30 protein-coding genes are annotated in these 26,224 nt (G+C 72.2%); 18 read left to right on the top strand and 12 right to left on the bottom strand.

Annotation, left to right across the window (positions count from 1 at the left end):
* Positions 1-158 precede the first annotated feature (158 nt).
* The gene (locus FHU40_RS05430) at positions 159-2,036 is read left to right on the top strand and encodes an AAA family ATPase (protein ID WP_183591224.1); all 1,878 of its coding nucleotides are present in this window, start codon (positions 159-161) and stop codon (positions 2,034-2,036) included.
* Positions 2,037-2,360: 324 nt separating this feature from the next.
* Here FHU40_RS05430 and FHU40_RS05425 read toward each other — a convergent pair whose 3' ends face one another.
* The 3 genes from FHU40_RS05425 to FHU40_RS05415 all read right to left on the bottom strand — a co-directional run bounded on the left by FHU40_RS05425 (position 2,361) and on the right by FHU40_RS05415 (position 5,219).
* Positions 2,361-3,398 carry a CARDB domain-containing protein gene (locus FHU40_RS05425; RefSeq protein ID WP_183591223.1) on the bottom strand — a complete coding sequence of 346 codons (1,038 nt, stop codon included), beginning with the start codon at positions 3,396-3,398 and terminating at the stop codon, positions 2,361-2,363.
* 118 nt (positions 3,399-3,516) lie between these two features.
* Positions 3,517-4,296, bottom strand: a complete 780-nt coding sequence (locus tag FHU40_RS05420; protein WP_183591222.1) for an ABC transporter permease — start codon at positions 4,294-4,296, stop codon at positions 3,517-3,519.
* Positions 4,293-5,219 (bottom strand): ATP-binding cassette domain-containing protein, encoded by a 927-nt coding sequence (locus FHU40_RS05415; RefSeq protein ID WP_183591221.1) that lies wholly within the window; start codon positions 5,217-5,219, stop codon positions 4,293-4,295. The genes FHU40_RS05420 and FHU40_RS05415 overlap by 4 nt, the downstream gene beginning before the upstream one ends.
* Before the next feature lie 92 nt (positions 5,220-5,311).
* Here FHU40_RS05415 and FHU40_RS05410 point away from each other — a divergent pair, with 92 nt between their 5' ends.
* Positions 5,312-6,061 carry a TetR/AcrR family transcriptional regulator C-terminal domain-containing protein gene (locus FHU40_RS05410; protein ID WP_183591220.1) on the top strand — a complete coding sequence of 250 codons (750 nt, stop codon included), beginning with the start codon at positions 5,312-5,314 and terminating at the stop codon, positions 6,059-6,061.
* A 97-nt stretch (positions 6,062-6,158) separates the two neighbouring features.
* On the opposite strand, the gene FHU40_RS05405 is transcribed toward FHU40_RS05410, so the two are convergent.
* Positions 6,159-7,007: an LLM class F420-dependent oxidoreductase gene (locus FHU40_RS05405; RefSeq protein WP_183591219.1), complete on the bottom strand. Its 849-nt coding sequence runs from the start codon at positions 7,005-7,007 to the stop codon at positions 6,159-6,161.
* Positions 7,008-7,119: 112 nt separating this feature from the next.
* On the opposite strand from FHU40_RS05405, the gene dapE reads away from it, so the two are divergent.
* From dapE to FHU40_RS05380, 5 genes are read left to right on the top strand one after another with little or no spacing between them, the layout of a single operon-like run.
* Positions 7,120-8,187, top strand: coding sequence for a succinyl-diaminopimelate desuccinylase (gene dapE, locus FHU40_RS05400; RefSeq protein ID WP_183591218.1), 1,068 nt, complete (start codon positions 7,120-7,122; stop codon positions 8,185-8,187).
* Entirely contained in the window at positions 8,184-8,915 is a 732-nt protein-coding gene (locus tag FHU40_RS05395) for an LOG family protein (protein WP_183591217.1), read from the top strand. Before dapE ends, FHU40_RS05395 begins: the two co-directional genes overlap by 4 nt.
* Positions 8,912-9,229, top strand: coding sequence for a DivIVA domain-containing protein (locus FHU40_RS05390; RefSeq protein WP_246389950.1), 318 nt, complete (start codon positions 8,912-8,914; stop codon positions 9,227-9,229). The genes FHU40_RS05395 and FHU40_RS05390 overlap by 4 nt, the downstream gene beginning before the upstream one ends.
* A 15-nt stretch (positions 9,230-9,244) precedes the next feature.
* Positions 9,245-9,664 (top strand): hypothetical protein, encoded by a 420-nt coding sequence (locus tag FHU40_RS05385; RefSeq protein ID WP_183591216.1) that lies wholly within the window; start codon positions 9,245-9,247, stop codon positions 9,662-9,664.
* A gap of 29 nt (positions 9,665-9,693) precedes the next feature.
* Entirely contained in the window at positions 9,694-10,506 is an 813-nt protein-coding gene (locus FHU40_RS05380) for a M14 family zinc carboxypeptidase (protein WP_183591215.1), read from the top strand.
* A gap of 414 nt (positions 10,507-10,920) precedes the next feature.
* Here FHU40_RS05380 and FHU40_RS05375 read toward each other — a convergent pair whose 3' ends face one another.
* Together FHU40_RS05375 and FHU40_RS05370 are read right to left on the bottom strand one after the other, a co-directional pair.
* Positions 10,921-11,715: an enoyl-CoA hydratase/isomerase family protein gene (locus tag FHU40_RS05375; RefSeq protein WP_183591214.1), complete on the bottom strand. Its 795-nt coding sequence runs from the start codon at positions 11,713-11,715 to the stop codon at positions 10,921-10,923.
* 64 nt (positions 11,716-11,779) lie between these two features.
* A complete protein-coding gene (locus tag FHU40_RS05370) occupies positions 11,780-12,556 on the bottom strand; it encodes a PaaX family transcriptional regulator (protein ID WP_183591213.1) in 777 nt (258 codons plus the stop codon).
* Positions 12,557-12,717: 161 nt separating this feature from the next.
* On the opposite strand from FHU40_RS05370, the gene FHU40_RS05365 reads away from it, so the two are divergent.
* Both FHU40_RS05365 and FHU40_RS05360 read left to right on the top strand, forming a co-directional pair.
* Positions 12,718-12,885 carry a DUF3117 domain-containing protein gene (locus FHU40_RS05365; protein ID WP_082574674.1) on the top strand — a complete coding sequence of 56 codons (168 nt, stop codon included), beginning with the start codon at positions 12,718-12,720 and terminating at the stop codon, positions 12,883-12,885.
* Position 12,886: 1 nt separating this feature from the next.
* Entirely contained in the window at positions 12,887-14,431 is a 1,545-nt protein-coding gene (locus FHU40_RS05360; RefSeq protein ID WP_343057732.1) for a leucyl aminopeptidase family protein, read from the top strand.
* A 283-nt stretch (positions 14,432-14,714) separates the two neighbouring features.
* Here the strand turns inward: FHU40_RS05360 and FHU40_RS05355 are convergent, their stop codons facing one another.
* Positions 14,715-15,356, bottom strand: coding sequence for an O-methyltransferase (locus FHU40_RS05355; RefSeq protein WP_183591211.1), 642 nt, complete (start codon positions 15,354-15,356; stop codon positions 14,715-14,717).
* 197 nt (positions 15,357-15,553) lie between these two features.
* Between FHU40_RS05355 and sigE the strand changes: the two genes are divergently transcribed.
* The 3 genes from sigE to FHU40_RS28000 are packed head-to-tail and all read left to right on the top strand — an operon-like array spanning position 15,554 to position 17,952.
* A complete protein-coding gene (gene sigE / locus FHU40_RS05350; protein ID WP_343057731.1) occupies positions 15,554-16,144 on the top strand; it encodes an RNA polymerase sigma factor SigE in 591 nt (196 codons plus the stop codon).
* Positions 16,141-16,629 (top strand): anti-sigma factor, encoded by a 489-nt coding sequence (locus FHU40_RS05345; protein WP_183591209.1) that lies wholly within the window; start codon positions 16,141-16,143, stop codon positions 16,627-16,629. The genes sigE and FHU40_RS05345 overlap by 4 nt, the downstream gene beginning before the upstream one ends.
* Before the next feature lie 48 nt (positions 16,630-16,677).
* A complete protein-coding gene (locus FHU40_RS28000; protein WP_183591208.1) occupies positions 16,678-17,952 on the top strand; it encodes a trypsin-like peptidase domain-containing protein in 1,275 nt (424 codons plus the stop codon).
* Here FHU40_RS28000 and FHU40_RS05335 read toward each other — a convergent pair.
* The 3 genes from FHU40_RS05335 to FHU40_RS05325 form a co-directional block, all read right to left on the bottom strand.
* Positions 17,927-18,196 (bottom strand): helix-turn-helix domain-containing protein, encoded by a 270-nt coding sequence (locus FHU40_RS05335; protein ID WP_183591207.1) that lies wholly within the window; start codon positions 18,194-18,196, stop codon positions 17,927-17,929. The two genes, FHU40_RS28000 and FHU40_RS05335, sit on opposite strands and share 26 nt — an antisense overlap.
* Positions 18,196-18,702 (bottom strand): DUF2975 domain-containing protein, encoded by a 507-nt coding sequence (locus FHU40_RS05330; RefSeq protein ID WP_183591206.1) that lies wholly within the window; start codon positions 18,700-18,702, stop codon positions 18,196-18,198. The genes FHU40_RS05335 and FHU40_RS05330 overlap by 1 nt, the downstream gene beginning before the upstream one ends.
* Positions 18,703-18,807: 105 nt before the next feature.
* A complete protein-coding gene (locus tag FHU40_RS05325; RefSeq protein ID WP_183591205.1) occupies positions 18,808-19,053 on the bottom strand; it encodes a helix-turn-helix domain-containing protein in 246 nt (81 codons plus the stop codon).
* A gap of 99 nt (positions 19,054-19,152) precedes the next feature.
* Here FHU40_RS05325 and FHU40_RS05320 point away from each other — a divergent pair, with 99 nt between their 5' ends.
* From FHU40_RS05320 to FHU40_RS05310, 3 genes are all read left to right on the top strand, one after another.
* A complete protein-coding gene (locus FHU40_RS05320) occupies positions 19,153-19,860 on the top strand; it encodes a hypothetical protein (RefSeq protein WP_183591204.1) in 708 nt (235 codons plus the stop codon).
* A 3-nt stretch (positions 19,861-19,863) separates the two neighbouring features.
* Positions 19,864-21,084 carry a CpaE/TadZ family protein gene (locus tag FHU40_RS05315; RefSeq protein WP_183591203.1) on the top strand — a complete coding sequence of 407 codons (1,221 nt, stop codon included), beginning with the start codon at positions 19,864-19,866 and terminating at the stop codon, positions 21,082-21,084.
* Positions 21,085-21,161: 77 nt separating this feature from the next.
* Positions 21,162-21,938 carry a hypothetical protein gene (locus FHU40_RS05310; RefSeq protein WP_183591202.1) on the top strand — a complete coding sequence of 259 codons (777 nt, stop codon included), beginning with the start codon at positions 21,162-21,164 and terminating at the stop codon, positions 21,936-21,938.
* Positions 21,939-21,951: 13 nt separating this feature from the next.
* On the opposite strand, the gene FHU40_RS05305 is transcribed toward FHU40_RS05310, so the two are convergent.
* Positions 21,952-23,280, bottom strand: coding sequence for a hypothetical protein (locus FHU40_RS05305; RefSeq protein WP_183591201.1), 1,329 nt, complete (start codon positions 23,278-23,280; stop codon positions 21,952-21,954).
* A 9-nt stretch (positions 23,281-23,289) separates the two neighbouring features.
* Positions 23,290-23,652 carry a cupredoxin domain-containing protein gene (locus FHU40_RS05300; RefSeq protein ID WP_183591200.1) on the bottom strand — a complete coding sequence of 121 codons (363 nt, stop codon included), beginning with the start codon at positions 23,650-23,652 and terminating at the stop codon, positions 23,290-23,292.
* A 123-nt stretch (positions 23,653-23,775) separates the two neighbouring features.
* Between FHU40_RS05300 and FHU40_RS05295 the strand changes: the two genes are divergently transcribed.
* From FHU40_RS05295 to FHU40_RS05285, 3 genes are all read left to right on the top strand, one after another.
* Positions 23,776-25,224: a WS/DGAT/MGAT family O-acyltransferase gene (locus tag FHU40_RS05295; protein WP_183591199.1), complete on the top strand. Its 1,449-nt coding sequence runs from the start codon at positions 23,776-23,778 to the stop codon at positions 25,222-25,224.
* On the top strand, positions 25,221-25,568 hold the full coding sequence (locus tag FHU40_RS05290; RefSeq protein WP_183591198.1) for a DUF6912 family protein: 348 nt from the start codon (positions 25,221-25,223) through the stop codon (positions 25,566-25,568). Before FHU40_RS05295 ends, FHU40_RS05290 begins: the two co-directional genes overlap by 4 nt.
* 105 nt (positions 25,569-25,673) lie before the next feature.
* On the top strand, positions 25,674-26,204 hold the full coding sequence (locus FHU40_RS05285; RefSeq protein ID WP_183591197.1) for a hypothetical protein: 531 nt from the start codon (positions 25,674-25,676) through the stop codon (positions 26,202-26,204).
* Positions 26,205-26,224: the final 20 nt, after the last annotated feature.

The raw sequence follows: 26,224 nt of genomic DNA, 5'->3' as shown, positions 1-26,224 counted from the left end.
AGTATCCGGCCAGGAGCGGCTGGGAAGCCTGATCGGTTGTTCGCGTACTGCCTACAGCGCGCATCCATTCGTTCGTGGCACCTCGTCAATCTCATCTCCGCCGAGGCCACAGGGAATCCGTTCGAGCCGCGCTGGGCGGTCGAGCTGTAGGACTAGTCGTGCGCATTGAAAGCGTTCAGATCCAGGGGTACCGCTGTCTCGAAGACGTGAACGTCTCGTTTGAGGAGGTAACGACCTTCATTGGACCGAATGGAGCTGGGAAGTCCACCGTCCTCCGTGCCTTGGATTGGTTCTTCAACGGTAGCGAGACCCTTGAAGACGAAGATGTCACCTACGGGCGCGGCATCGATGAGATCTCGGTCCGCGTAACGTTCGTCGGACTGACGGACCGTGATCGCGACGCCTTGGGTCGCTACGCCCCTCCCGGTTCCGACACCTTCACGGTCTGGAAGAGGCGCGCTCCGGGGGGCCATACTGTGATGTCTGCCAACGTCCGGGCCTATCCGGCCTTCAGCGATATCAGAAGGCTCCAAGGTGCGCTGGAGCGTCGCATGGCGTTCAACGCGATGGCAGATGAGCTCGGCGTTGAAAAGGCCGTGAACGCTGAGACTCTCGATGCGGGGATGATCGCCTGGGAGATGGCGCATCTCGACCAACTCCAGGACGCGCCGGTTGACCTCACCACGAGTTTCTTTGGTTTCAACGGCGCAAACCAGTTGTCAGGGATCTTCGACTTCGTGCTAGTCACAGCGGATCTGCGGGCTTCGGAGCAGGTGGCTGATGGCCGGAACACGATCGTCGGTCGCATTCTAGAGCGGAGCGTTGATCGAACTTCGGCAGAAGATCGACTTGAGGAACTAAGGGTGGAGACCGAGGCCCGTCAGCAGGCCATATTTCAGGAGAGCTTTGGGCCACAGTTGGTGCAACTCTCGCGCGACCTCACAGCGGCGGTTGAGCAATACTCGACGGGCAAGGCGATAGAGGTCGCCCAAACTCCCATCACGACGCCTGTCGCTCGGACTCACTTCGAAGTGGCGGTGGCTGAAGCTGAGTTTCGGACAACAGTCGAGCGACAGGGACACGGGTTTCAGCGCACCTTGTTGATAGCGGCGCTGCAACTGCTCGCACACCAAGGTGCCGCGGCAGCCGATCAGGGTGCGATATGTCTCGCGATCGAAGAGCCAGAGCTTTTTCAGCACCCGGTCCAGGCACAGGCCTTCGCCACGGTCCTGCGAAAACTTGCTGAAGATCCCGACCAAGGGATCCAAGTCTGCTACGCGACCCACAGCCCGCACTTCATTACGGCCGGGAAGTTCTCTCAAGTGCGTCGGTTGACGCGGCCGCACAGAGCTCAGGGACCGGGCAGCACCGTTGTGGCGAGTTGTACCGTCGATGCTGCAATTGAGCGGCTGAGCGGGCTCCGAAGCGAAGAACATGTCCGCAAGGCTCTGGATTCGATGGCGACCCATCGCCTGCCGGAGGCGTTCTTCGCCCAGGCCGTCCTCCTGGTTGAGGGAACGACAGACCGTGCTGTCTTCGAAGGCATCGGGGATCGACACGACGAAGAACCGCTTGCCGTTGCGGGCGTCGTCGTGTCGGACGTCGGCGGCAAGGACGCAATGCTCCTGCCGTTGGCAGTCCTGGATGAGTTGGCGATCCCATACTTCGTCCTCTTTGACGGTGACGCCGGCCTGCTTGAGCGCGGCAGGCGTGAGGGCAAGGCGGAGGCCCAGCTCGCGGTGACGGTCGCTGCTGCAAGGAAGGGGAATCGCGGGCTTCTTCAGTACTTGGGGCAAGAACCGGTTGACCAGCCCGAGACCGGAGTGCACACGCGGTTCGCGGTCGTCGAGGACAGTCTGGAAGTCCTCCTAGCCGATTGGGGTGAATGGGGGGTGGAGCTGCAACGTATCGAGGACGAAGAGGGCATCTCGGTTCGAAAGAACCACGTCGCGTACAGGTACGCGACGGCACGTGCCGAGGGAGAGCCCCCGCCCTTCATCGGCGCCGTGATGAACGCTGTTCGGCTCCTCGCCTAGCAGATGTCGTCGGCCCGGGAGCACACACAAAGATGAATGAGCAGTTCCTCGCATCCGCCAGGTCTGGCACACCCGATTCGCTGCCTGGGCTTGGACTTGTCTCCGGCAGATCCGATTCCGAGGGTTCAGCCTGCACGAGTTGGCCACGGCGCGGGGACGCGGGACGGCTGAGTGGGGCCATTCCGACAGATTCAGTGTCATCGACGAGTAGCAGGGCTTCGAGCCTCCCCTCGAGGCTCGCTCCGCTCGCACCTCGACCACCGTGAAGCCCACGGTGGTCGAGGTGCGAAGGCGCGCCAGCGCCTGAGACGCTTCGAAACCACCTCAGCGCAGCGTCAGCGTCAGGGTGCCCTCGACCTTGTCCCAGTCGGACGTGGTGTTCTGCTCGGCCACCCAGCCGACGACGCGGTAGGTGATCGCCTGGGCGGTCACCGAGACCTCGGTGAGCTCGATGTCGCTGACGTCGAGCCCGATGCCCTGCGTGGTCTTGGTGAACGAGTCGCACGGGTGCTCGCCCCGGCCGGTCTGGGTGGTGGTGTCGGTCCAGCCGGCGCGCATGAACAGGCCGATCCGCAGGCCGCTCAGGTCGGTGCGCGTGAAGCGACCGTTGATGTCGTCGTTGAAGCGGTCGCCGGCGTACTTCAGCGTCCCTCCACCGGCCTCCTTGCGCTCCCGGTCCTGGACGCAGCTGTCCGACTCCTCGTGGGCGGTCAGCGATCCGGCGCGCTCGTAGGTGCTGCCGGTGCTGGCGAATGTCGGGTCGCCCGGGGCACCGTCGATGGCGATCGAGATCGAGGCGGACGCTGTGCGCCTCCAGGTCTCGACCCGGCCGGTGGTCGGGTCGGACCGCTGCCCCTCGTCGAGGAAGGTGAGCTGGCCGGTCAGGTCCGCGTGCAGGTCGGCGTCGACGTCCACCTGGGTCTTCGAGACCCGGCAGTTGTTGCCCTCCTTGGTCTCCTTGACCTTCCTGGTCGCGTCGGCGCAGGCGATCACCCAGTATTTCCCGCTGGCCTCCCAGGGCACGTTCACCTTGCCGCTGACGGTCTTCTTCTTGCGGGGCTTGACCTTCTTCACGGCGACGGTGCCGCCGGTGATGTCGTCGGCGCTCCGGGCGCGGTCCCGGGAGAGGTAGAAGCGCAGCGAGCTCGGCTTCGCGGCCCCTCGGCCCTTGTTGGCCACGGTGGCACCGAGGTTGAACGAGCTGCCGTGCTTCACCGTCGTCGGGGGCTTGCCCACCGAGGCGACGACCAGGTCTGCACGCTTGCCGGCCGCAGCCGCGCCCGGGCCGGTTCCGACCGTCATCAGTGACGCGCCGAGCACCGTGGCCGCGGCCAGCGCCGCCGTACGTCGAGCCTGCATCATCTCGTCCTCTCCTGCCGTTCGAGCCTGGGCGGGCCGACGATGCCGCACCGGCCGACCCGGGCGGCAGGGCTCGTCGTCCCGGTGTGCCGGGACGACGAGCCCGGGCCCGGGCCCACGCTCAGCGCGACAGGCTGCGGTAGGCCCGCGCGGCCAGCGGGAGGAAGACCGCCGTGAGCACCGCCGGCCACGCGAGGGCGAGCAGGACGGCGTGCTCGGCGAGCACGCCGTCGGTGACCCCGGTCGGGTTGCCGAAGAGCTCGCGGGCGGCGGCCGCGGTCGCCGAGACCGGGTTCCACTGGGCCAGCGCGCCCAGCCAGCCCGGCATCGTCTCCGGCGCGACGAACAGGTTCGACAGGAAGCCGAGCGGCCAGACCAGCACCTGGCTGGCGGCCAGCGCCCCTTCGCCCCGCAGCGCGAGGCCCAGGTAGATCCCGATCCACAGCACGGCGAAGCGCAGCCAGAGCAGCAGCGCCACCGCGAGCGCGGTGTCGGCGACTCCGGCGTCCAGGTGCCAGCCGACCAGCAGGCCGCCGACCATCAGCACGAGGAGCTGGAGGGCGGAGTTGAGCAGGTCGGCGGCCGAGCGGCCCAGCGGGACGGCGACGCTGTGGATGGGCATCGACCGGAACCGGTCGGTGATGCCGCGCTTCGTGTCCTGGGTCACCGCCGACATCGTGGTCTCGACGCCGAAGAGCATCGACAGCGCGAACATCCCAGGCAGCAGGTAGTCGAGGTAGTCACCACCGCCCGGCACGTCGATCGCCCCGCCGAAGAGGAAGCCGAAGACCAGCAGCAGCATCAGCGAGAAGAGGATGCCGAAGACCGGCGTCCACGGCTCGCGCTGCCAGTGCCGGAGGTCGCGCTGGGTGATCACCCAGCCCTGGTGCAGAGCGTTCATCGGGCGGCTCCTTCCGTGAGGTGCAGGAAGACCTCGTCGAGGGTGGGTCGGCGCAGCAGCACGTCGTCGACGGCCAGGCCGGCGGCGTCGAGGGCGCGTACGGCGGCCAGCAGCGCGGCCGTGCCGCCCTGCGCGCCCGCCTCGACGGTGACCCGGCGGGTCTCGCGGTCCGCCGGCGCGTCGAGCACCCGCGCGACCACGTCGAGGTCGTCGCCCGCGACCGTGACGATGACACGGTCGCCGCCGAGCCGGTCCTTGAGCTCGGCCGAGGTGCCCTCCGCGATCACCCGCCCGGAACCCATCACGGTGATCCGGTCGGCGAGCTGGTCGGCCTCGTCGAGGTACTGCGTCGTGAGCAGCACCGTGGTGCCCTGCGCGACCACCTGCCGCACCGTCGCCCAGACCTCGCTGCGCCCCCGCGGGTCGAGCCCGGTGGTGGGCTCGTCGAGGAAGAGCAGGCTGGGCCGGCGGATCAGGCTGGCCGCGATGTCGAGGCGCCGCCGCATGCCTCCCGAGTACGTCGAGACCGGGCGGCCGCCCGCCTCGGCCAGCCCGTACGCCGCGAGCAGCTCGTCGGCCCGGCCCCGGGCCGCCCGGGCCGGCAGGCCGTGCAGTCGGCCGAGGAGCACGAGGTTCTCGCGGCCGTGGAGCACGTCGTCGAGCGCGGGGGACTGGCCGACCAGGCCGATCGCGCGGCGTACCGCTGCCCCGTCGCGCCGCACGTCGTGCCCGGCGACCCGCACCTCGCCCTCGTCGTACCGGGTCAGGGTCGCGAACGTCCGCACGGCGGTGCTCTTGCCGGCGCCGTTGGGCCCGAGCAGCGCGTGCACGGTGCCCGGGGCGATCTCGAGGTCGAGGCCGTCGAGCGCCCGGGTGTCGCCGTAGCGCTTCCGGACGCCGCGGGCGACCAGGGGTGACTCCATGCTTCTCCTTCAATTTTCGTACGGTGTACGGGTCAGAACGGGCGGAGTCTAACATTTGTTCCGTACGATGTACGAGAAAGTAGGATCCATTCGTGTCCGCCGACCCCGACCCGACGCTGCGCCTGCTCTGGCGCCACGTGCTGCCCTCCGACGGCACGGCGCCGAAGCGGGGCCGCCGCCCGAAGGTCTCGGTCGACGACGTCGTGGACGCGGCGATCGAGCTCGCCGACCGCGACGGCCTCGACGCGCTGTCCATGCGCGGGCTCGCCGAGCGGGTCGGTGTCGGCGCGATGTCGCTCTACACCTACGTCGCGGGCCGCGACGACCTCGTCGTGCTGATGGTCGACCAGGTGGTCGGGCGCGCCGACCTGCCACCGATGACCGGCGACCTGCGGGCCCGGTTGACCCTGGTCGCCGAGGTGCAGCTCGCCGACCACCGGGCGCATCCGTGGCTGCTCGACGTCGGGGGAGTCCGCGCCTGGCTCGGCCCGAACGTCGCGGACCGCTACGAGTGGCAGCTCTCGGCAGTGGAGGGCGTCGGCCTCGACGATCTCGAGATGGACCAGACCATCACGCTGGTGACGGGGTTCGCCGCCAACGTCGCGCGCGCCGAGCACGCCGTACGCCGCACCGAGCGCGAGTCCGGGATGACCGACGCCGAGTGGTGGGAGGCCAACTACGAGGCGCTCGCCGAGGTGATGTCACACCGCGAGTACCCGATCGCCGGCCGGGTCGGCTCCGCCGCCGGTGAGGCCTACCAGGCCGGGCGCGACCCCCGGCGCGAGCTGGAGTTCGGCCTGGCGCGGATCCTCGACGGCCTGGAGGCGCACCTCGGCCGCTGACGACGGTGGTTGGGGAGGGCGCGCTCGCGCCTGCCTTCGAGATGGTTGCTGCGCAACCTCATCGGGAACCATCTCGAAACCCCGTCAGCCGATACGGTCAGTCGGCCAGTCCCAGTCGGCCCGCCAGTCGGTCGAGCGAGGCGAGCACCTCGTCCTCGGACCGGTCCGGGACGCCCCAGATCAGCTCGGTGGCTCCCTGGTCGGCCCAGGCCGCCAGGTCCGCGGGGTCCGGCTTGAACGCGATCAGGATCCGGATCTCGGGGCGGCCCTCGCGGCCGGCGTCGGCCCACGCCTTGGTGAGCGCGTCGATCTGGCCGGAGATGTCCTGCTGGGTCGGGGTGGTCATCCAGCCGTCGGCATGCGCGGCGATCCAGGCGAAGGTCTTCGGGCCGCCGCCGGCGCCGATGATGAGCGGGACGTGCGCGGCCGGCTTCGGGTAGGCCCACGACGGACCGAACGACACGAACTCCCCGTCGTAGGACGCCTCCTCCTGCGTCCATAGCGCGCGCATCGCCTCGACGTACTCGCGCAGCACGGTCCGCCGCCGGCGGGCCGGGACGTGGTGGTCGGCGAGCTCGTCGGTGTTCCAGCCGAAGCCGGCGCCGATCTCGACACGGCCGCCGGAGAGGTGGTCGAGCGTCGCGATCTGCTTGGCCAGCGTGATCGGGTCGGACTCGACCGGCAGCGCCACCGCGGTCGACAGCCGGATCCGCGACGTGGCCTGGGCGACCGTCGCGAGCGTGATCCACGGGTCGAGCGTGCGCAGGTAGCGGTCGTCGGGCAGCGTCTCATCGCCGGTGCCGGGGTGCGCGGCCTCGCGCCGGACCGGGATGTGGGTGTGCTCGGGGACGTAGAAGGTGTCGAAGCCCCGCTCCTCCGCGGCTGCGGCCAGGGTGGCCGGGCGGATGCCGCGGTCGGAGGTGAAGAGTACGAGTCCGTTGCGCATGCGCCGATACTAGAACGTGTTGCAGTTTCGTGGACAGGTGTCGCAGCCGGTGAAACTCCCCCGACGGCGCCGCCGTGCCCGCGTCACGCACCCGGCTGGTTGGATAGGAGCCGTGAGCACGCACCAGCTGAACCTGACCGCCGACGCCGTGTCACTCACCCGGCAGCTGGTCGACATCGAGTCGGTCAGCCTCCAGGAGCAGGAGATCGCCGACGCGGTCGAGCACGCGCTGCGCGGCCTCGGCCACCTCGAGGTCGCCCGGCACGGCAACAACGTCGTCGCCCGCACCCACCTCGGCCGCGCGGAGCGCGTCGTGATCGCGGGCCACCTCGACACCGTGCCGGTCAACGACAACCTGCCGTCCCGGCTGGCCGACGGCGTCCTGCACGGCCTCGGCAGCTGCGACATGAAGGGCGGCGACGCGGTCCTGCTGCGGATCGCCGCCACGCTCGCCGAGCCCAACCGCGACCTGACGTTCATCCTCTACGAGGCCGAGGAGATCGCCGCCGAGCACAACGGCCTGCGCCGCTTGGCCGAGAGCCATCCCGAGCTGCTCGCGGCCGACTTCGCGATCCTGATGGAGCCGTCCAACGCCAGCATTGAGGCGGGCTGCCAGGGCACGATGCGCGTCGAGGTGCGCACCACCGGTGAGCGTGCCCACACCGCCCGCGCCTGGCGCGGGGTGAACGCGATCCACAAGGCGGGCCCGGTGCTCCGCCGGCTCGAGGACTACGTGCCGCGCCGCCCGGTCATCGACGGCCTGGAGTACCACGAGGGCCTCAACGCCGTCGCCATCCGGGGCGGCATCGCCGGCAACGTGCTCCCCGACGAGTGCGTGGTCGAGGTCAACTTCCGCTTCGCCCCGGACCGCTCCGAGGCGGCGGCTGCGGACTTCGTGCGCGAGTTCTTCGAGGGGTACGACGTGACCGTCACCGACTCCGCGCCCGGCGCGCTGCCCGGCCTGGACCTGCCGGCCGCGAAGGCCTTCGCCGACCTGGTCGGCGGCGAGGTCAACCCGAAGTTCGGCTGGACCGACGTCGCGCGGTTCTCCGCCCTCGGGATCCCGGCCGTGAACTTCGGCCCGGGGGATCCGATGCTGGCCCACAAGCAGGAGGAGCACGTGCCGGTGGAGCACATCGAGCGTTGCGAGCAGGTCCTCACGAAGTGGCTGACCGCATGAAGGCGAAGTACAAGGGCCCGATCATCCAACGCCGCGACCAGGTCGACCCGGGCACCACCGACCAGCGGCTGCTCGACTCCCGCGGGCCGGGCGACTGGGTGCACACCGACCCGTGGCGGGTGCTGCGCATGCAGGCCGAGCTCGTCGAGGGCTTCGGGGCGCTCGCGGAGCTCGGCCCCGCGGTCTCGGTCTTCGGATCGGCCCGGCTGCCCGCCGAGAGCCCGTGGCGGGCCGCGGCCGAGAAGGCCGGCCGGCGGCTCGTCGAGGAGGGCTTTGCGGTGATCACCGGCGGCGGGCCCGGTGCGATGGAGTCCGCCAACAAGGGCGCCAGCGAGGCGGGCGGGGTCAGCGTCGGCCTCGGCATCGAGCTGCCTTGGGAGTCCGGCCTCAACGAGTGGGTCGACGTCGGCGTCAACTTCCGTTACTTCTTCGCACGCAAGACGATCTTCGTGAAGTACTCCCAGGGCTTCATCGTCCTCCCCGGCGGCGTCGGCACCCTCGACGAGCTCTTCGAGGCGCTCACGCTGGTGCAGACCGGCAAGATCACCGACTTCCCGATCGTGCTCGTCGGCTCGTCGTACTGGGAGGGGCTGCTCGACTGGATGCGCGACACCCAGCTCGCGCACCGCACGATCAGTGAGATCGACCTCGAGCGCCTGGTGCTCACCGACGACGTCGAGGAGGCCGTGGCCCGGATGGTCGCCGCCCGGGAGGCGCATCGCGGATGATGTGGTTCTTCGCGATCCTGGTCGTGCTCGCGCTCGGCGGTGTCGCGCTGCTCGCCGCCGGCCGCGGCACGCCGATGGTGGAGGTGTACGACGACCGGCCCGACGCCCGAGTGCCCGCCAGCGGGCCGCTCACGGCCGACGACCTGCGCCGGGTGCGCTTCTCGCTGGCGTTCCGCGGCTACCGGATGTCGGAGGTCGACGCGCTGCTCGACCGGCTCGCCCGGGAGCGCGAGTCGCCGGCCGACGAGCCGGCTGACGAGGCCGCGCACGACCCCGTGCACGACCCCGTGCGTGGCGACGACCACACGGCGTAGGGCACACTGCCCTCCGTGTCGACCGAGGTGACCGTCTACGTCCTCACCGCGCTGGCCGCGGTCGTCGTGGTGCTGACCCGGCTCCGGCTCGGTCGGGGTGGTGCCGGGCGGGCGAGCGTGGGCTCGCGGCTGGTCGCCGTGCACACGATCGCGGGCGGTGTCGCCCTGGTCACCTGGGTGGCGTTCCTGGTCGCCCCCGAGGACAACCCGCTCGGCACGTCGACCTTCGGCATCGTCTCGCTCGCCTGCTGGTGGGTCACGGTGATCGCCGGGCTGCTGATCCTGCTGCGCTGGCTGCCCTCGCGTGGCAGGCACGCCTCCGAGGGCAGCGCGGACTCGTGGTCGGACGGTCCGGGCCTCTCGATCCTCGCCCACGTCGGCATGCTCGTCGGCGTGTGCGTCTTCACCTGGGCCTACCTGACGTCGGCCGTGTGAGCCTCGGCCGGTGTGACAGGGTGCGGGGCATGCGTCTCGGGACCCTGACCGCCGCGGCCGCGCTCGTCGCCGCGACCATGCTGATGCCGGCCGCCGGGCCGACCACCGCGCCGGCGTACGCCGCCCCGGCCGGCGACCACCCCGGCAACCAGCACGGCGACCAGCACGGCGAGCACCACGGTGCCGTCGTCGAGAAGCGGGTGATCGGCCACTCCGTGCGCGGCCGACCGATCCGGGCCTGGCGGCTGGGGGAGCCGGGGAAGCGCCGGGTGCTGCTGATCTCGACGATGCACGGCGACGAGGGCCGGACCCGGCAGATCCTCGAGAGCCTGCGCGACGGGCGCCCGATCCGCGGGGTCGACCTGTGGGTGGTCCCGGTCTACAACCCCGACGGCCTGGCGCGCGGCACCCGCAAGAACGCCCACGGCGTGGACCTCAACCGCAACTTCCCCTACGCCTGGGCCGACCTCGACGGCTCCTACGAGTCCGGGCCGCGCCCGGCCTCGGAGCCCGAGACCCGCGCGATGATGCGGTTCCTGAAGAAGATCGAGCCGTCGCGCATCCTCAGCTTCCACCAGCCCCTCCACGGCGTCGACACGGCGACGAAGAGCCCGGCCTTCTCCCGCAAGGTCGCGAGCCACCTGCGCCTGCCCCGCCGGTCGCTCACCTGCGGCGGCGTGTGCCACGGCACGATGACCGGCTGGTTCAACCACCGCTCCGACGGGGCGGCGCTCACGGTCGAGTACGGCAGCCACCCGCCCCGCAAGCGGATGGCCGAGGCCGCGCCCCGGCAGGTGCTGCATCTCTTCGACGCCCACCGCGTCAAGCGGCCGCGACGGTAGCGTCGTGCCCGAGCGCGTCGCGGTGGTTGAGGTGTGGAGGCGCCCTGGCGCGTGAGCCACGAAACCACCGCCCGTACCCGGGGAGTGGTGGCGTCCTCCCGGCGACGCGCACCCCGTTGGCACCTCTGGGGATGGGTCGGGGGCGGGATGCGTTCGTGGTGGTTTCGAGACGGTTGCTAGCGCAACCTCCTCAACCACCGTCCTCGGCCCACGGTGGTCGAGGAAGGCGCGCGAGCGCCTGTCTCGAAACCACCTTCCACAGACCTCCGATCCGGGTGTGGACGAGCACGCCGGGTCGTGACCTGTTCGTGGCCCAGGCCTCTGTGGAACAAGGGGATTCCAGCCCCATCGCGGTTCGGCGCCCTCCCGCTACGAGGCTGATTCGGGCCGACCGTCGGCTAGCGACCAGGCCGGTTACCGCCCCTCGAAGACCGGCTTCTCCTTCGCCACGAACGCCGCGACGGCGGCGCGGTGGTCGGCGGTCGCTCCGGTCTTGGTCATCATCGCGCTCTCGAGCTCCAGGGACTCCTGGAGCGAGTGGCCGGCGGCATAGGCCACCGACTGGCGGATCGCGCCGAGGGCGACGGTGGGTCCGGCCGCGAGCCGCGCCGCCAGGGCGCCGACCTCGGTCGCCAGCTCGGCGGCGGGCACCACCGTGGTCGCGAGGCCGAGCTCGAGGGCGTCCGCGGCGCTGACCGTGGTCGGGAAGTACAGGAGCTCGATCGCCTTGGCCCGGCCCACCAGCCGCTGCAGGTGGTAGCTGGCGCCGGTGTCGCAGGAGAGCGCGACGTTGGCGAAGGCGAGGTTGAAGCCGGCGGTGTCCGCGACGATGCGCAGGTCGCACGCGAACGCCAGGCTCGCCCCGGCGCCGGCCGCGACCCCGTTGACCGCCGCGATCACCGGCTTGGCCATCTCGGCCAGTGCGGTCACCGTCGGGTTGTAGTGCTTGTCGACGGTGGTGAAGAGCGCGTCGCTGCCGCCGTTGTCGAGCAGCTCGATGTGCTCCTTGAGGTCCTGGCCGCTGCAGAACGCCTTGCCGGTGCCGGTCAGCACGACGCACCGGACCGCGGGGTCCTCCGCCACCCGCTGCACCGTCTCGAGCAGCAGCTCCTTGGTCGCGATGTTGAGGCTGTTGTAGGCCTCGGGACGGTTCAGGGTGATGGTGCCGACGCCGTCGGTGACGTCGAGCAGGACGGAGGAGTCGCTCATGTCGCGCAGTCTTGCAGACCGGTCGGAGAGAGCGGCTGGGCCGTGGTGGGCCGTGGTGGGCGGGTCAGGCGTCGAGGCAGCGTGCGACGAACCGGTCGGTGCCCGGCTTGAGCCGGTGCGCCTCCGTCGCGAACAGGTCGGCCGCCGCGCGGCCCGGCCAGTCGTCGGGCAGCAGCGCGTCGGGGAGGCCGGGGTCGGCGAAGAGGAACTTCCGCCACTCGTGGACGAGGTGGAAACGGGCGGCGAAGGCCGCCTCGTCCGCGTCGTCGTGGGCGGCGAGCTGCGCGCCGACCAGGCGGTCGGCGGAGGCCAGCCAGCCCTCGTAGGCCGAGCGCAGCGCGTCGAGATCCCACGCCCCGGTCGGCTCGGTGTCGAAGTGATCGGCCCGGGCCGACCGCGCTCTCGCGCCCGCGCGCTCGAGCACGGTGGTGAGCTCGCCGCGGGGGAACGGGCTCACCCAGACGTTGTCGGCGAGCTCGGCGTACCCCAGGAAGGTCAGGTCGGCCCGCAGCCGGGTGCGGGCCGCGCGGGCGGCGGGCGGGGTCACGAACGCGAGGTGCCAGTGGCCGTCCCAGGACGGTACGTGGCGGCGGTAGACGCGGTCGCCGGCCTCGTCGAGGCGCCGGTTGGCGCGCTCGGTGGTGCGGTAGCCGCGGCCGCCGCGGAGCTGGACCGGCTCGAGCCAGCCCTGGGTGACCATCCGGGAGATCGCGGTGCGGACCGCCGGCGCCGCGATGCCGACCGGGTCGAGCATCCGGACGACGGCCGCCACCGGCGCCTGGCTGCCCCGGCTGCGCAGGTGGTCGCCGTAGACGTCGAAGAGCGCCGAGCGAGCCTGCATGCACCGAGTCTGCCAGCCGGCGGGGACAGCGGCTCGCGTCCACCGGGTTCCCGCCCTGTGCTCCATGTCACCGCCGGATAGGGGATAATGGTCCACGCGTACGGCGCCGTGGGCTCGCTCGGAGGCTCGCGGTGCCCTGACAGGTGAAGGAAGGTGCGCGGATGGCGGCGATGAAGCCGCGGACAGGCGACGGTCCGCTGGAGGTCACCAAGGAGGGACGCGGCATCGTGATGCGCGTCCCGCTCGAAGGCGGTGGCCGCCTAGTAGTCGAGCTCAACGCCGAAGAGGCCGGCGCTCTGGGGGATGCCCTCAAGGATGTCGTCGGCTGACGTGCCGCCGAGCCAGGGCCCGACGCTTCCGAGCCAAGTCTCGCCGCCCGAGTTCGCCCTGAGTGTGGCGCCGCCGCACGGCGTGGCGAGGGTCGACGTGATCGCGCTGCCGGTCCTGCCGGGGGAGGGCGACGGCGGGCCCGTGCTCGGGCCCGGGTCCGCGGACGTCGCGGACCTGCTCGGCATCGACCTGCTGCGCGTGCTCGAGGCTGCGGCGGCCACCGGCAAGGCGGGGGAGGTCACCGCAGTCCCGGCGCCGCTCGGCACCGCCGCCAGCCCCGAGCTGGCGTCCGTGCTGCTCGTCGGGGTGGGCGAGCAGCGGCTGCAGGACTTCCGGCGCGCCGGTGCCGCGCTCGCACGGGCGACCCGCGACCGCGCGGCCGTCGCGACCTCGATCCCGGCAGTCGCGCCGGACGCGCTGACCCCGTTCGTGGTCGGCGCGATGCTCGGCTCGTTCCTCTTCCACTGGCGCTCGACGGCGCCCGAGCACGTCCCACCCGCCCGGATCGTGCTCGCCGACCTCCCCGACGACCTCGCCCCCGCGCTCGACCGGGCGGTCGCGATCGGGGGCGCGGCGTGGCTCTCGCGGCTGCTCGCGACCGTGCCCGCCAACCTGAAGAACCCGCCGTGGCTCGCCGCCCAGGCCGAGGCGATCGCGGCGTCGCACGACCTCGACTGCACGGTCTGGGACGAGCAGCGGCTGGCGGCCGAGGGGTTCGGCGGCGTGCTCGGCGTCGGCCAGGCCTCGCCCACGCCGCCGCGGCTGATCCGGATCGACTACACGCCGCGCAAGGCCAACCGGCGTACGCCCACCGTGGTCCTGGTCGGCAAGGGCATCACGTTCGACACTGGCGGCCTCTCGATCAAGCCGGGCGAGTCGATGGCCACGATGAAGCGCGACATGACCGGTGGGGCGGTCGTCATCGCTACGCTCTCCGCGCTGCGCGCCGTCGGCTGCCCGGTCCGAGTGGTCGGGCTGGTCGCCGCCGCGGAGAACAGCGTCGGCGGCAACTCGTTGCGTCCGGGCGACGTGGTGCGGCACCACGGCGGCCGCACCAGCGAGGTGACCAACACCGACGCCGAGGGCCGGCTGGTGCTCGCCGACGCGATGGCGTACGCCGTGCGCTCGATCGCGCCGGCCGCCGTGGTCGACGTCGCGACGCTGACCGGTGCGATGAAGGTCGCGCTCGGTCAGCAGGTCGGCGGGCTGTTCGCCAACGATGACGCGCTCGCGTCGCTGCTGGTCGACGCGGCGGAGGTCGCGGGTGAGCCGCTGTGGCGCTTCCCGCTGTCGGAGTCCTACGAGTCCAAGCTCAGCTCCAAGGTGGCCGACGCCGACAACGCTCCCGGTGGTCCGGGTGCGATCACCGCGGCCCTGTTCCTCCAGCACTTCGTCGGCGAGGTGCCGTGGGCGCACCTCGACATCGCCTCGGTCGGCGACGCCGCCGACGACGCCTACGAGTGGACGCCCGGCCCCACCGGCTTCGGCGCCCGCGCGCTGCTGGAGTGGCTCGGCTCGCCCGACCCGCTCGCCGGCGTGGGCTGACCGGCTCGCGCCGGACCCGGTCCGTCCGGACCGATCGCCCCGTGAAGGGTCGCATGGCTCGGCCCGCATCGCCCACGCCATCGGTCGCCTCGGGGCCGCACGGGAGTCGCGCCGGGTCCGCGTCAGGGGTCACACCAGCACCCCTGATCCCACCCGGCAGCCGGAAGCCGCACGACACGCCGCGCCGCCTCGGCGTGTCATGCGGGTTTCGGCTGCCAGCAGCCGAAACCCGCGCGACCGCCGCCCGCCCACGCCCGTGACGCCGCGCGGGGTGGAGCCAGGTTCAGTCGGCGTCCGGCGTCCAGACCTTCTTCGCGACCAGCAGCCCGTCGCCCACCGGCAGCAGCAGCGACACGAGGTCGTCGTGCTCGGCCACGGTGCGCCCGAGCTCGCGGATGGCGACGGTCTCCTCGTCGCGCTGAGCCGGGTCGGCGACCCGGTCGTGCCACAGCGCGTTGTCGAAGGCCACGACGCCGCCGGGGCGCAGCAGCCGCAGCGCTTCGGCGAGGTAAGCGGAGTACTCGCGCTTGTCGCCGTCGCAGAAGACCAGGTCGTAGTGGCCGTCGGTGAGCCGCGGCAGCACGTCGAGGGCGGCGCCGGAGATCGTGCGCACCCGCTGGCTCGCGACGCCGGCCTCGGTGAACGACTGCCGGGCCAGGCGCTGGTGCTCGGTCTCGATGTCGACGGTCGTGAGCACGCCGTCGCCGCGCATCCCCCGCAGCAGCCACAGCCCCGAGACGCCGGTGCCGGTGCCGATCTCGACGACCGCCCGCGCCTCGAGCACCGACGCGAGGAAGCGCAGCGCGGACCCGCCGCCGGAGCCGATCGGCACCACGCCGACCTCGGCCGCCCGGCCGCGGGCGGCGGCGAGCACCTCGTCCTCGGTGACGAACTCCTCCGCGTAGCTCCAACTCGCTTGCTTCACGGGCTCAACGTATCGCGCCCGCGCCGAGGTGGGCGGGAACACCGGCCGCGGCTCGCTCGTTCTCCTGACCGAGGCGGCCCGGTGGGACACCGCCTCACAGGATTCTCTCAGCACGTGTCCCTACGGTGAGGAAGGACAAGACCCTGTTCGGCGGATCCGCGCGAAGGCGCGACCCAGTGCACAACCAGGAGGTCCCGGTGGAGACGACCCCGGACCAGCAGGTGCCCTCGTGGGAGGAGATCGTCGAGCAGCACTCCGACCGTGTCTACCGGCTCGCCTACCGCCTCACCGGCAACCGGCACGACGCGGAGGACCTGACCCAGGAGGTCTTCGTCCGGGTGTTCCGGTCGCTGTCGACCTACACGCCGGGCACCTTCGAGGGCTGGCTGCACCGGATCACCACCAACCTCTTCCTCGACCAGGCGCGCCGCAAGCAGCGGATCCGCTTCGACGCCCTGTCCGACGAGCGCGCCGAGCGGCTCACCTCGACGGCGCCCACCCCCGACGCGGCGTACGTCGACCGCACCTTCGACGACGACATCGAGAGCGCCCTCGCGACGCTGCCGCCGGACTTCCGCGCCGCCGTGGTGCTGTGCGACGTGGAGGGCCTCAGCTACGAGGAGATCGCGGCGATCCTCGACGCCAAGCTCGGCACCGTCCGGTCCCGCATCCACCGCGGCCGCAGCATGCTGCGCTCCGCGCTCGCGCACCGCGCGCCCACCGCCGGGCGGGCCCGCTACGCCGGTCCCGCGTCCGACCCGCTGCTCTCCGGCTGGGGTCCCGCATGATCGGCCCGGGCCACCTCGGCCCGCGGGTGAGTGCGCTGCTCGACGGCCAGCTCTCCGCCGAGGACACCGAGCGGGCCTGGACGCACGTGCACCAGTGCCACACCTGCCGCGACCAGGTCGAGCGCGAGGGTTGGGTCAAGACCCGCCTCGCCGGGCTCGCGTACGGCACCACCGCGGCGCCCCTCGGGCTCAAGGGCTCGCTGCTCGGCGCGCTGCCCGCCCTGCCCGCCCTGCCGGGGGAGGCCTATCTCGTCGAGGACCGGGACAGCCGGCGTCGCCAGCTCGGCCTCGTCGCGCTGGGCGGTGGCGCGGTCGGTGCCGCCTTCATGGGCATCCTGGCCCTCGGCGTGGCGCCCGCCGACGCCCCCACGATCGACCGTCGCGCGCCGGCCACCATCACCCAGACCCGGTCCCCGCAGGCACCGACCACGCAGAGCCCGGAGCTGCTCCGCTCCGGCCCCGCGCTGCATCGCCGGCAGCAGTGACCCGCCCGATCGGCGCGGATCCTTGTCGGCCCGGGAGATGATGGGGCCGTGAGCCACGACGACGCCCCGGCCGGCCCCGAGCCGACCCGGCCGCTGCCGTTCCCGCCGCCGGCCGGCCCCGCACCCACCTGGGTGCCGCCGACGACGCAGGCGCCGCCGTACCCGCCCGCCTGGCACCTCCCGGCCCCGGCTCCCGCCCACCCGCCGCGGCACGCGCAGGTGCGCGGCCGCGTCCCCGGCTGGGTCTGGCCGGTCGTCTGCCTGCTCGCGCTCGTGGTCGGCACCTTCGGCGGGCTCGTCGGTGGGGTCGCCTACGAGCGGATCCAGGACGACCAGGGCACGGTCTCCGGCGGGCTCTCCGCGGTGGACACGGTCTCCGAGCCGCCGCTGCCCCTCGACAACGGCTCGATCGCGGCGGTGGCCCAGAAGCTGCTCCCGAGCACCGTGCAGGTCATCGCCGAGTTCAAGGGCGAGGCCGGCGGCGCCACCGGCTCCGGCTTCGTGCTGGACCGCCAGGGCCACATCGTCACCAACAACCACGTCGTCGCCGACGCGGCCGACGACGACGGCCCGATCGAGGTCGTCGCGCAGGACGGCAACCGCTACGACGCCACGATCGTGGGGCGCAGCCCCGTCTACGACCTGGCCGTGCTCTACGTGCAGGACGCGCGCCGGATGACGCCGGCGGCCCTCGGCACCGCCGAGGGGCTCGTCGTCGGCGAGGGCGTGGTCGCGATCGGCTCGCCCCTCGGGCTCAGCTCGACGGTGACGGCCGGCATCGTGAGCGCACTGCACCGGCCGGTGACGACCGGCGACTCGGGCAACGAGTCGTCGTACATCAACGCCGTCCAGACCGACGCGGCGATCAACCCCGGCAACTCCGGTGGCCCGCTGGTCAACCTGCGCGGCCAGGTCGTGGGGGTGAACTCCGCGATCGCCACCACGGGCGGCATGATCGGCGGCGAGTCCGGCAACATCGGCGTCGGCTTCGCGATCCCGATCGAGCAGGTCAAGGTCACCGCCGACCAGATCCTGCGCACCGGTGAGGCGCGCTACCCCGTGATCGGGGCCCAGGTGCGCACCGGCGCGACCGGCGGCTCCGGCGCCGAGATCGACTCGGTCATGCCGGACACCCCGGCCGAGGACGGCGGGCTGAGGAAGGGCGACGTCATCACGGCCGTCGACGGCTCCCGGGTCACCGACGGGATCGCGCTGATCGTCGCGATCCGCACCCACCAGCCCGGCGAGAAGGTCGAGTTCACGGTGGTCCGCGACGGCAAGGAGCGGACGGTCGAGCTCACCCTCGACGGTGAGGTGGGCTGAGCTCGGCACCGGCCTCCCGGTCGCCGCGGTCGGGCTCGCCGTCGGGGACCCACTCGAGGAGGTCGCCGGGCTGGCACTCCAGCACCTGGCACATCGCCTCCAAGGTGCTGAACCGGACCGCCTTCGCGCGGCCGTTCTTGAGCACCGCGACGTTGGCCGGGGTGAGGCCGACCCGCTCCGCGAACTCGCCGACGCTCAGCTTCCGGCGGGCCAGCTCCACGTCGATGCGCACCACGATCGCCATCAGATGACCTCGTCGAGCTCGGACTGGAGGTGCTTCGCCTCGGAGTCGAGCGCGACCGCCTGGACCAGCAGCATCCTCAGCACGTAGACGACGAGGGCGACTCCCGCGATCACCAGGGCCAGCCCGCAGATCAACGCCACCACTCCGGGAGGAACCTCGTCACCGGGAGTGGACCGGTTGCTGGAGCGGGCCACCACGGCGACGCCGAAGAGCAACACGGCCCCCGTGGCGATCGCCCCGATCACGATGTCGACGTAGCGGAACGCCGCAGGGGAGAACACCGTCCCACGGCCGACCATCGTCAGCAGGCGCCAGATGCACACGCCGGTGACCTGCAGGGTCCCGACGCCCAGCACGCCGATCACGACCAGCGGCACGCGGACGGCCTCGGGCGCGTCGTCGAGGTCCAGCCACAGCAGGGGCACCAGCACCAGCTGCACCACGAGCGACCCGACCAGGGCGACGGCGATGACCACGCGCAGCGCGCGCACTGCCCAGCTGCTCATCCCGACCTCCCGACGCCGGCCCGCGCGACGGCGGCCGGCTCTCGATGACAGATGTCACGAGTGTCGGTCGGTATCTATCGAATGTCAATAGATAAGCGTCGCGTGTCAGTCGATGCGCTCGTCGGTCGCGGACTCGACGAACGGGTGCTCGTCGACGAAGGCGCGGGTGTCGGCGTACATGCGCTGGATGAACTCCTCGAGCTGGTCGGCCTCGACCCGCCACTGGCCGCGGCCGCCGATCTTGATCGCCGGCAGCTCGCCGCGGCGCACCAGCGCGTAGACCTGCGCGCTGGAGGTGTTGAGCACCTCGGCGACGTCGGCGAGGGTGAGGAAGCGGGGACTCGCGGCCATGGATCCATCGTCGCATCCCGGTCGCGCCGGCCGGGCCCGGCGCGGCCGCCCTGTGGAGGGCCGGGTTTCGCGGTCGGGCGCCGGGGTGATCATGTCGTCGTGAGTCTCGGGGCCGGGCACGAGGAGCGGGAGGCCGACGGGCGCGGGCGGGCCCGGGCAACGGTGCCGCCCGCGACCCGGACGACGAACCCGGGCTGGCGCGACCCGCGGCTGTGGGTCGGCCTGCTGATCGTGGCCGGGTCCGTGGTCGCCGGGTCCCGGCTGTTGGCCGCCGCCGATGACACGGTGCGCGTCTGGGCGGTCGCGGCCGACGCCGGTCCGGGCGCGCAGCTCACCGAGGACGACCTGGTGGCCCGGCGGGTCCGGTTCGCCGACGGCGACGACCTGACCGCCTACTACCGGGTCGAGGAGGCCCTGCCGGGCGGTCTGCGGCTGGTTCGCGGCGTGGGAGCCGGCGAGCTGCTGCCGCGCGGCGCCGTCGGGGCGGACGACCAGCCGGCCGACACGGTCGAGCTCCCGGTCGCCGTCGAGGCGGACCAGGTGCCCCCGGCGGTCGGTGCCGGCTCCGTCGTGGACGTCTACCTGGTCGGCTCGCCGGCCCGCGACCGGGACGCCGCGACCGAGCCGGGCACGCCGGTGCTGCGGGAGGCGACCGTCGTCGACGCTCCCGGGCCCGATGCCGGCTTCGGCGGGGCGAGCGGGCGCCGGCAGCTGGTGCTCGCGGTACCCGAGGACGCGGCCGCGGCGTACTTCGCCGCCGTCGCGGCGCGGGAGACGCCGGTGCTGACCGTGGTCCGCCGGGGCTGAGGCATGGCCGACCGGGTTGTCGCGTTGATCGTCGCCTCCGGCGCGGCCTGGGAGCCCGAGGCGCTGCGGCTGCTCGGCGACCATCCGCGGGTCGTGGTGCTCAAGCGCTGCGTCGACGTCGACGACCTGCTCGCGGCCGCCACCGCCGGCCAGGCCGGCGTCGCCGTGGTCGGCATCGACGACCCGGGCCTCGACCGCGCGGCCGTCGACCACCTGCGCGCCCACGGCGTCCGGCCGGTCGCGATCGCGCGGGGCGATGCCACCCTCGACGGTGGCCGGCTGCGGGCCGGCCGGATCGGCATCCGGACCGTGGTCACCCACGACCGGCTCGACACGCTCGCGGACGCGCTCTGCGCCGACGAGCTGCCCACGCAGGTGCGCCGACCGGAGGCACCCGCGCCCGCGGCCCCGCCCGGTGCGCCTGGCGCGGCCTGCCCCGCGGTCGCCGGTCGCGTGGTGGCGGTCTGGGGTCCCGCGGGCTCCGGCCGGACCACGCTCGCCTCAGCGCTCGCGGCCGAGATCGCCCGGCGACGTCGACCCACGGTGCTGGTCGACGCGGACCCGTACGGCGGAGCGGTCGCCCAGCAGCTCGGGATCCTCGACGAGGTCTCCGGGCTGCTCGCCGCGGTGCGCCTCGAGGCCGCCGGTCAGCTCGCGGAACGGTTCGGGTCGATCCAGCGTGGTCTCGACCAGCACCTGAGCGTCGTCACCGGGCTGCCGCGCGCCGACCGGTGGTCCGAGGTACGCGCGGGCACCCTGGAGTCGCTGGTGACGCTGGCGCGTGAGCGTGGGGAGGTGGTCGTCGACACCGGCTTCAGCCTCGAGGACGACGCAGTGCCCGACCTCGGCGGGCGTCCCGGCCGCAACCACCTCACCCTCGCGGCGGTCGAGGCCGCCGACGACCTGCTCGTCGTCGGCGCGGCCGACCCGGTCGGGCTGACCCGGCTGGCCCGTGGCCTGGTCGAGGTCCGTGACCGGTGGCCGGGGCGGCCGGTCCAGGTCGTCGTCAACCGGATGCGTCCCACGCTCGGCTGGAGCGAGCGCGAGATCGCCGCGATGGTGTCCGGGTTCGCCCGGCCGAGCGCCCTCCACTTCCTGCCCGACGACCAGGCGGCGGTCGACCGGGCGTTGGTCGCCGGCCGGACCCTCGTCGAGGGCGGCGACTCCGAGCTCGGCCGGGCGGTGGCCCGGATCGTCGACGGGGTGCTGCCGCCGGTCGGGTGAGCATCGGGTCCAGGGATCGCGGAGGGGATCGGCGCCCGGAACCCTCAGGCGACGGCTCCGGATGCCGAACATCCACCGTGTGGGAACTCGATGACCTGGAGCCGGCGGCCGCCGCGATGGAGGCGCGCCTGCTCAGCCCCAACGGCCGGCGGTCCCCGGCGCCGTTGCTGGGCTCGGTCGTCCCCGCGCTGATCCCGCGGATGTCGCGGATCGAGCTCGGGATGCTCGGCACGATGCGTGGTCCGGTCAGCCCGACGGTGCTGCCCGCCGGCGCGCCGCCCGACCTGCTCGTCAGCCAGGTGCGGGTGCGGGCCAACCTGGTGCACTTCTACCTCGACCAGCTACCCGGTCTGGACCGGGCCCACCGCAACGGCGTCGACGCGCTCTGCGACGTCGCGACGGTGCTCCACCTCGGACGCTGGATCGCCCCCTCGGTCGCCGAGGAGACGATGCGGCCGCTGCGCCAGCTGGTCGGACCCGAGGAGCAGCTCGGCTTCGGCCCCGGGTACGACGAGGTGCTCGACGTGCTGCACGGCATCGCCGACTTCACGGGCAGCTCGCACCGGGTGCGGGCGGTGACCGACGTGTGGACCGACCGCTCCGAGTACTACTGGGACGGCATCGCCGAGAGCTTCCTCTCCACGGCCTCGCTCACCGGCCGGCAGGTCTCGCTGCGGATGGTCGCCCGGGTGACCTCGGTCTCGAGCCTGCCCGTACGGCGCAGCCCGGTCTTCCGGGCCACCCGGCTGCGTGCCGCCGCGGTGATCCTCGCCGACGTCGTCGACGCCCAGCTCGTGGTCGCCGCCAGCGAGCCGTGGCTGGCCGGCATCGCTGCCGGCCCCGCCGCGGCCTGAGGCGGGTGTTCGCCTAGCCTGCGAACAGCAGGTAGAGGCCGCCGACGGTGAACGCGATCATCGCGACCAGCAGCGGCAGCTGGCCGGTGAGCTGGTGTCGTGGTGGGAGGATCCGGATGGCGCGGTCGTGGGCCGCGATCACGCCGAGGACGTGGCCGGCGATCACCGCGAGCACCTTGACGTTGGCCAGCAGGGTGGGGTGGTAGCTGAGCCAGTAGTTGACGTCGAGGTTGGCGGTGCCGAGGTAGTTGCTGCCGTCGCTGAAGGGGTCGCTGAGCTGGATCAGGGTCAGCTGTCCGACCTCGACCAGGTAGCTGAGGTAGTGCGCGACGACGTACCCGACCACGATCGGCACCACGGAGTGCGCGAACAGGTCGGGCAGCTCGCGGCGGCGCAGGTCGTCGCCGAGCCCGGTGAGCATGGTGCCGGCGGCGAAGATCAGCCCCACGCCGACGCAGAACGCCACCAGGGCGATGTTGTTGAGCAGGTACGACGAGGTCGTGCTGCCCTGGACGAACTTCACCCAGCGGGTGGAGTCCTTGAACGAGTCGAACGCCGTGCTGCCGAAGAGCACCGCGACCACCCCGAACAGCCCGGGGTGGACCGGGGTCGCGTCGAGGTTGGCCAGCGGGCTGCGGATCAGCAGCACGCCGTCGCGCCGGCCCCACGGCGACATCCGGCTGACGAGCGTGGAGTAGACCTCGAACGGGTCGGCGCGCTCGTAAAAGACGTTGCCGAACAGGGCGCCGCCGACCAGCATCACCGCGACGTAGCCGGCCACCCACAGCCGGACCGGGCCGAGCTCGGTGGAGTAGGGGTAGACCAGCTCGAGCCAGACGAACGCGAACAGGCCGATCGCGGCCGGCCAGTGACCCAGCCGCTCGGGATAGGCGAAGATGCCGCGCTCGGGGTCGCTGCCCGAGACCTTCGCGAACGCGAGGTTGATGGTGCGGACCGGGCTGATCGCCTTCCAGACCGGCCCGAGGAACAGCGAGAGGGGCACCAGCCCGACCCACCACCAGACGTAGAAGACCCCGAAGAACGGGTTGATGACGAGGTCCTTGCCGAAGACCGCCGCGGCACCGACGTAGAGGAACAGCGCGAAGCCCGCGGCGCGCCACAGCACGCGCCACCAGGTCGAGTCGACGATCGAGGCGAGCCAGGCGGGTGCGGGCCGGCCGCTGGTGGTCGCGTCGTAGCGGGGCGTGCGCCACGCCAGCGCCAGCACGGTGAACGAGATGACCAGCGCGGCGGTCGCGCCCGCGATCGCGAGCTCGGGTGAGATCGGCAGGTCCTTCGCCCCGCCGATCCCATGGGCGAGGTTGTATCCGTCCGGGGACAACTCGGCGGCCTAGCGGACCTCGAGCTGGACGATCACCTGGTCCAGCTCGTGCGACTCGACCTCGACGACGCCGGGCTGGTCGATGCCCTTGATCGTGACGGTGCTCTCGCCGGCGGCGTACTCCAGCTCCTGCTCGGGAGTGGAGTGCACATGGATCTCGCCGGGCTCGTCCGCGGTCACGTCGAGCTCGATGTCCTGGCCGACCGCTACCTCGACCCGGTCGCCGTTGGGCGTCACGGTGCCGTCCGCGAAGGTCAGCTCGATGACCTTGGCGTCGGTGGAGTCGGCGGGGGGCTTCTCCTCGTCCCCACAGGCGGTCGCGAACGACAGGGTGGCGAGGGTCGCGGCCACGGCAGCGAGGGAACGGCGCATCGGACATCCTTCTCGTCGGGGTGACGTCTGTCAGAATCCCATGTCGTACCAACCGTCGGTACGTCGGGTCCGCCGGCGCACAGTGGCGGCGCAGGGACGGCGCAGGCACGGAGGGGGTGTCGGATGAGCGAACGGCTCCGGCCGCGGGACGTGGCCGTGCTGGCCGAGGAGTCCGCGTCGACACCCATGCACAACGCGACGGTCGAGATCTTCGACCCCGGCGACTCCGGGTTCGACTACGCGCGGCTGGTGCGGCTGGTGGAGGACCGGATCTCGTTCGTCCCGCGCTACCGGCAGCGGATCCAGACCGTGCCGGGCCGGCTCGCGAACCCGGTGTGGGTCGACGACGACCGCTTCGAGATCGGCTACCACGTGCGCCGTTCGGCGCTGCCGCGGCCCGGCAGCGTCGACCAGCTGCGCGACCTGGCGTCGCGGATCATCTCGCGGCCGCTCGATCGCAACCGGCCGCTGTGGGAGCTGTACCTCGTCGAGGGTCTCGCCGACGGCCGGGTCGCGATGCTGTCCAAGTCGCACCACGTGTTGGTCGACGGTGTGCAGACCGTCGACATCGGGCAGGTGCTGCTCGACGCCAACCCCGAGCTCCGGGAGCTCGGCCACGACGAGTGGCACCCCCGCGGCCGGCCCTCGCCGTTCTCCCTGATGGCCGGGGCGGTGCGGGACTCGGTCACCGAGATCGAGACCGTCACCGACACGGTGGCCGTCACCACGGGTGCGGTGCTGCGGGGCGTCGCCGACGGAGCCCGGACGACCGGCCGGGTGCTCGACGCGCTGACCAACCGCAGCCCGCGCGCGGAGTCGCCGATCATCGGCCCGCTCTCGCAGCAGCGGCGCCTGGTGATGGTCCGCACCGACCTGGCCGACCACCGCAAGGTCCGGGAGGTGCACGGCGGCTCGGTCAACGACGTCGTGCTCGCGACCATCACCGGGGCGCTGCGCGCCTGGCTGATGACCCGCGGCGAGTCGATGCGCGGCATCCGGCAGATCCGAGCCCTGGCGCCGGTCTCGGTGATCGACGACGAGCTCGAGCCGACCTCGCTCGGCAGCCAGATCGCGGCCCACTTCGTCGACCTTCCAGTGGGCGAGCCCAGCCCCGTCGTCCGGCTGCACCAGGTGTCGTACTCCTTCCTCGCCCACCAGGAGACCGGGCGCGGCATCCCGGCCGCGCGGCTGGCCGGCATGTCCGGCTTCGCGCCCGCGACGTTCCACGCGCTGGGTGCTCGGGTCGCGGGCGTCGAGCGGCGGCGCGGCTACCAGCTCTGCGTCACCAACGTGCCCGGACCGCAGACCTCGCTCTACGCCGCGGGCGCGCGGATGGTCGCGTCGTACCCCGTGCCCCCGCTCTTCGAGGGCCACCCGCTGGCGATCGGCGTGACGTCGTACGACGGATCGGTGTTCTACGGGCTCAACGCCGACCGCGACCTGCTGCCCGACGCCGAGCTGCTCGGGCCGTGCCTGGTCGAGGCGCTCGACGAGCTCGTCGACTCGACCTCGGCCGCCCGCAACCGCGCGCCGCGCGGTCGGCGCAAGCGCAAGGCTCCGGAGGGCCCGTGACCCATCGTGTCTATGTCCCGCTCACCCTCGGCGGTCTCGCGGCCGCGGACGCCGACGGCGAGGTGGTCGCGACCGACGACGTCGTGGTCGCGGCCGACGACAGCGAGGACGAGGAGTACGCCGCGCTGATGACGGCGGCCGATCTCTCCGCGCACGCCGGCGGCGGGTCGGGTCGCCGGGTCGTGCTGGTCGCCGAGCTCGGCCGGGTGCCCGAGCCGGGGGACCGGATCCCGCGCAAGCGCTGGGTCGCCGTGCACGCCGACGCTACCGACCGCGGCCCCGACGCCGACCCCGACGACGACCTCGGGTGGTTCGGCGTTCAGGAGATCGCGCAGCTGCTGTGAGCGGCCGGCCCCCATTGTCCACAGGGATTCGGGCCGGACTGGTGGAGCGTCGGGTGTGTCCCTACCGTGGTGGCGATCGCACGCCGGTGCGCGCACACTGGGAAGGTGAGCACGATGACCATCGACACCTGGGTCTCCCTGGCGGCCCTGCTCGGCGTCGTGGTCAGCCTCGGCGGTCTGGTGCTGGGACAGACGCGGTCGTTGCGCCTCGACCTGAAGGGCGACATCGCACGTCTGGATGCCAAGGTCGACGCGAACCGTCGCGAGGCGAAGGCCGATCTCGTCGGATTGCGTCACGAGTTCAAGGCCGATCTCGTCGGGGTGCGTGATGAGTTGAAGGCCGACCTTGTCGGGGTGCGTGACGAGTTGAAGGGCGATCTCGTCGGGCTGCGTCACGAGTTCAAGGCCGATCTCGTCGGGTTGCGTGATGAGTTCAAGGCCGATCTCGTCGGGGTGCGTGATGAGTTGAAGGGCGATCTCGTCGGGGTGCGTGACGAGTTGAAGGCCGATATCGCCGGACTGAAGTCCGAGCTCAAGGCCGATATCGGGCGGCTCGATGACCGCGTCTACGCCCTCGCCGCAGGGCTGCGGCCCCGACTCGAGGAGTCGCACTCGGCGGCGGTGTCAGGGGAGTAGCACCCGGCTCCGGTTTGGGG

It is taken from the genome of Nocardioides soli (assembly GCF_014191495.1).
GTDB classification, from domain to species: Bacteria; Actinomycetota; Actinomycetes; order Propionibacteriales; family Nocardioidaceae; genus Nocardioides; species Nocardioides soli.
Note: the sequence above shows the minus strand (reverse complement) of the source record. Positions and strands in the feature narration are given on the sequence as shown.

What these genes read in the sequence shown, in the direction of transcription:
- FHU40_RS05425 (WP_183591223.1), bottom strand. Translation starts at nt 3,398, where the DNA reads ATGATGCAGGCTCGACGTACGGCGGCGCTGGCCGCGGCCACGGTGCTC.
- FHU40_RS05295 (WP_183591199.1), top strand. Translation starts at nt 23,776, where the DNA reads ATGAGCGAACGGCTCCGGCCGCGGGACGTGGCCGTGCTGGCCGAGGAG.
- FHU40_RS05300 (WP_183591200.1), bottom strand. Translation starts at nt 23,652, where the DNA reads ATGCGCCGTTCCCTCGCTGCCGTGGCCGCGACCCTCGCCACCCTGTCG.
- FHU40_RS05380 (WP_183591215.1), top strand. Translation starts at nt 9,694, where the DNA reads ATGCGTCTCGGGACCCTGACCGCCGCGGCCGCGCTCGTCGCCGCGACC.
- FHU40_RS05330 (WP_183591206.1), bottom strand. Translation starts at nt 18,702, where the DNA reads ATGAGCAGCTGGGCAGTGCGCGCGCTGCGCGTGGTCATCGCCGTCGCC.
- FHU40_RS05375 (WP_183591214.1), bottom strand. Translation starts at nt 11,715, where the DNA reads ATGAGCGACTCCTCCGTCCTGCTCGACGTCACCGACGGCGTCGGCACC.
- FHU40_RS05365 (WP_082574674.1), top strand. Translation starts at nt 12,718, where the DNA reads ATGGCGGCGATGAAGCCGCGGACAGGCGACGGTCCGCTGGAGGTCACC.
- FHU40_RS05395 (WP_183591217.1), top strand. Translation starts at nt 8,184, where the DNA reads ATGAAGGCGAAGTACAAGGGCCCGATCATCCAACGCCGCGACCAGGTC.
- FHU40_RS05420 (WP_183591222.1), bottom strand. Translation starts at nt 4,296, where the DNA reads ATGAACGCTCTGCACCAGGGCTGGGTGATCACCCAGCGCGACCTCCGG.
- FHU40_RS05390 (WP_246389950.1), top strand. Translation starts at nt 8,912, where the DNA reads ATGATGTGGTTCTTCGCGATCCTGGTCGTGCTCGCGCTCGGCGGTGTC.
- FHU40_RS05370 (WP_183591213.1), bottom strand. Translation starts at nt 12,556, where the DNA reads ATGCAGGCTCGCTCGGCGCTCTTCGACGTCTACGGCGACCACCTGCGC.
- FHU40_RS05315 (WP_183591203.1), top strand. Translation starts at nt 19,864, where the DNA reads ATGGCCGACCGGGTTGTCGCGTTGATCGTCGCCTCCGGCGCGGCCTGG.
- FHU40_RS05345 (WP_183591209.1), top strand. Translation starts at nt 16,141, where the DNA reads ATGATCGGCCCGGGCCACCTCGGCCCGCGGGTGAGTGCGCTGCTCGAC.
- FHU40_RS05405 (WP_183591219.1), bottom strand. Translation starts at nt 7,007, where the DNA reads ATGCGCAACGGACTCGTACTCTTCACCTCCGACCGCGGCATCCGCCCG.
- FHU40_RS05415 (WP_183591221.1), bottom strand. Translation starts at nt 5,219, where the DNA reads ATGGAGTCACCCCTGGTCGCCCGCGGCGTCCGGAAGCGCTACGGCGAC.
- FHU40_RS05335 (WP_183591207.1), bottom strand. Translation starts at nt 18,196, where the DNA reads ATGGCGATCGTGGTGCGCATCGACGTGGAGCTGGCCCGCCGGAAGCTG.
- FHU40_RS05325 (WP_183591205.1), bottom strand. Translation starts at nt 19,053, where the DNA reads ATGGCCGCGAGTCCCCGCTTCCTCACCCTCGCCGACGTCGCCGAGGTG.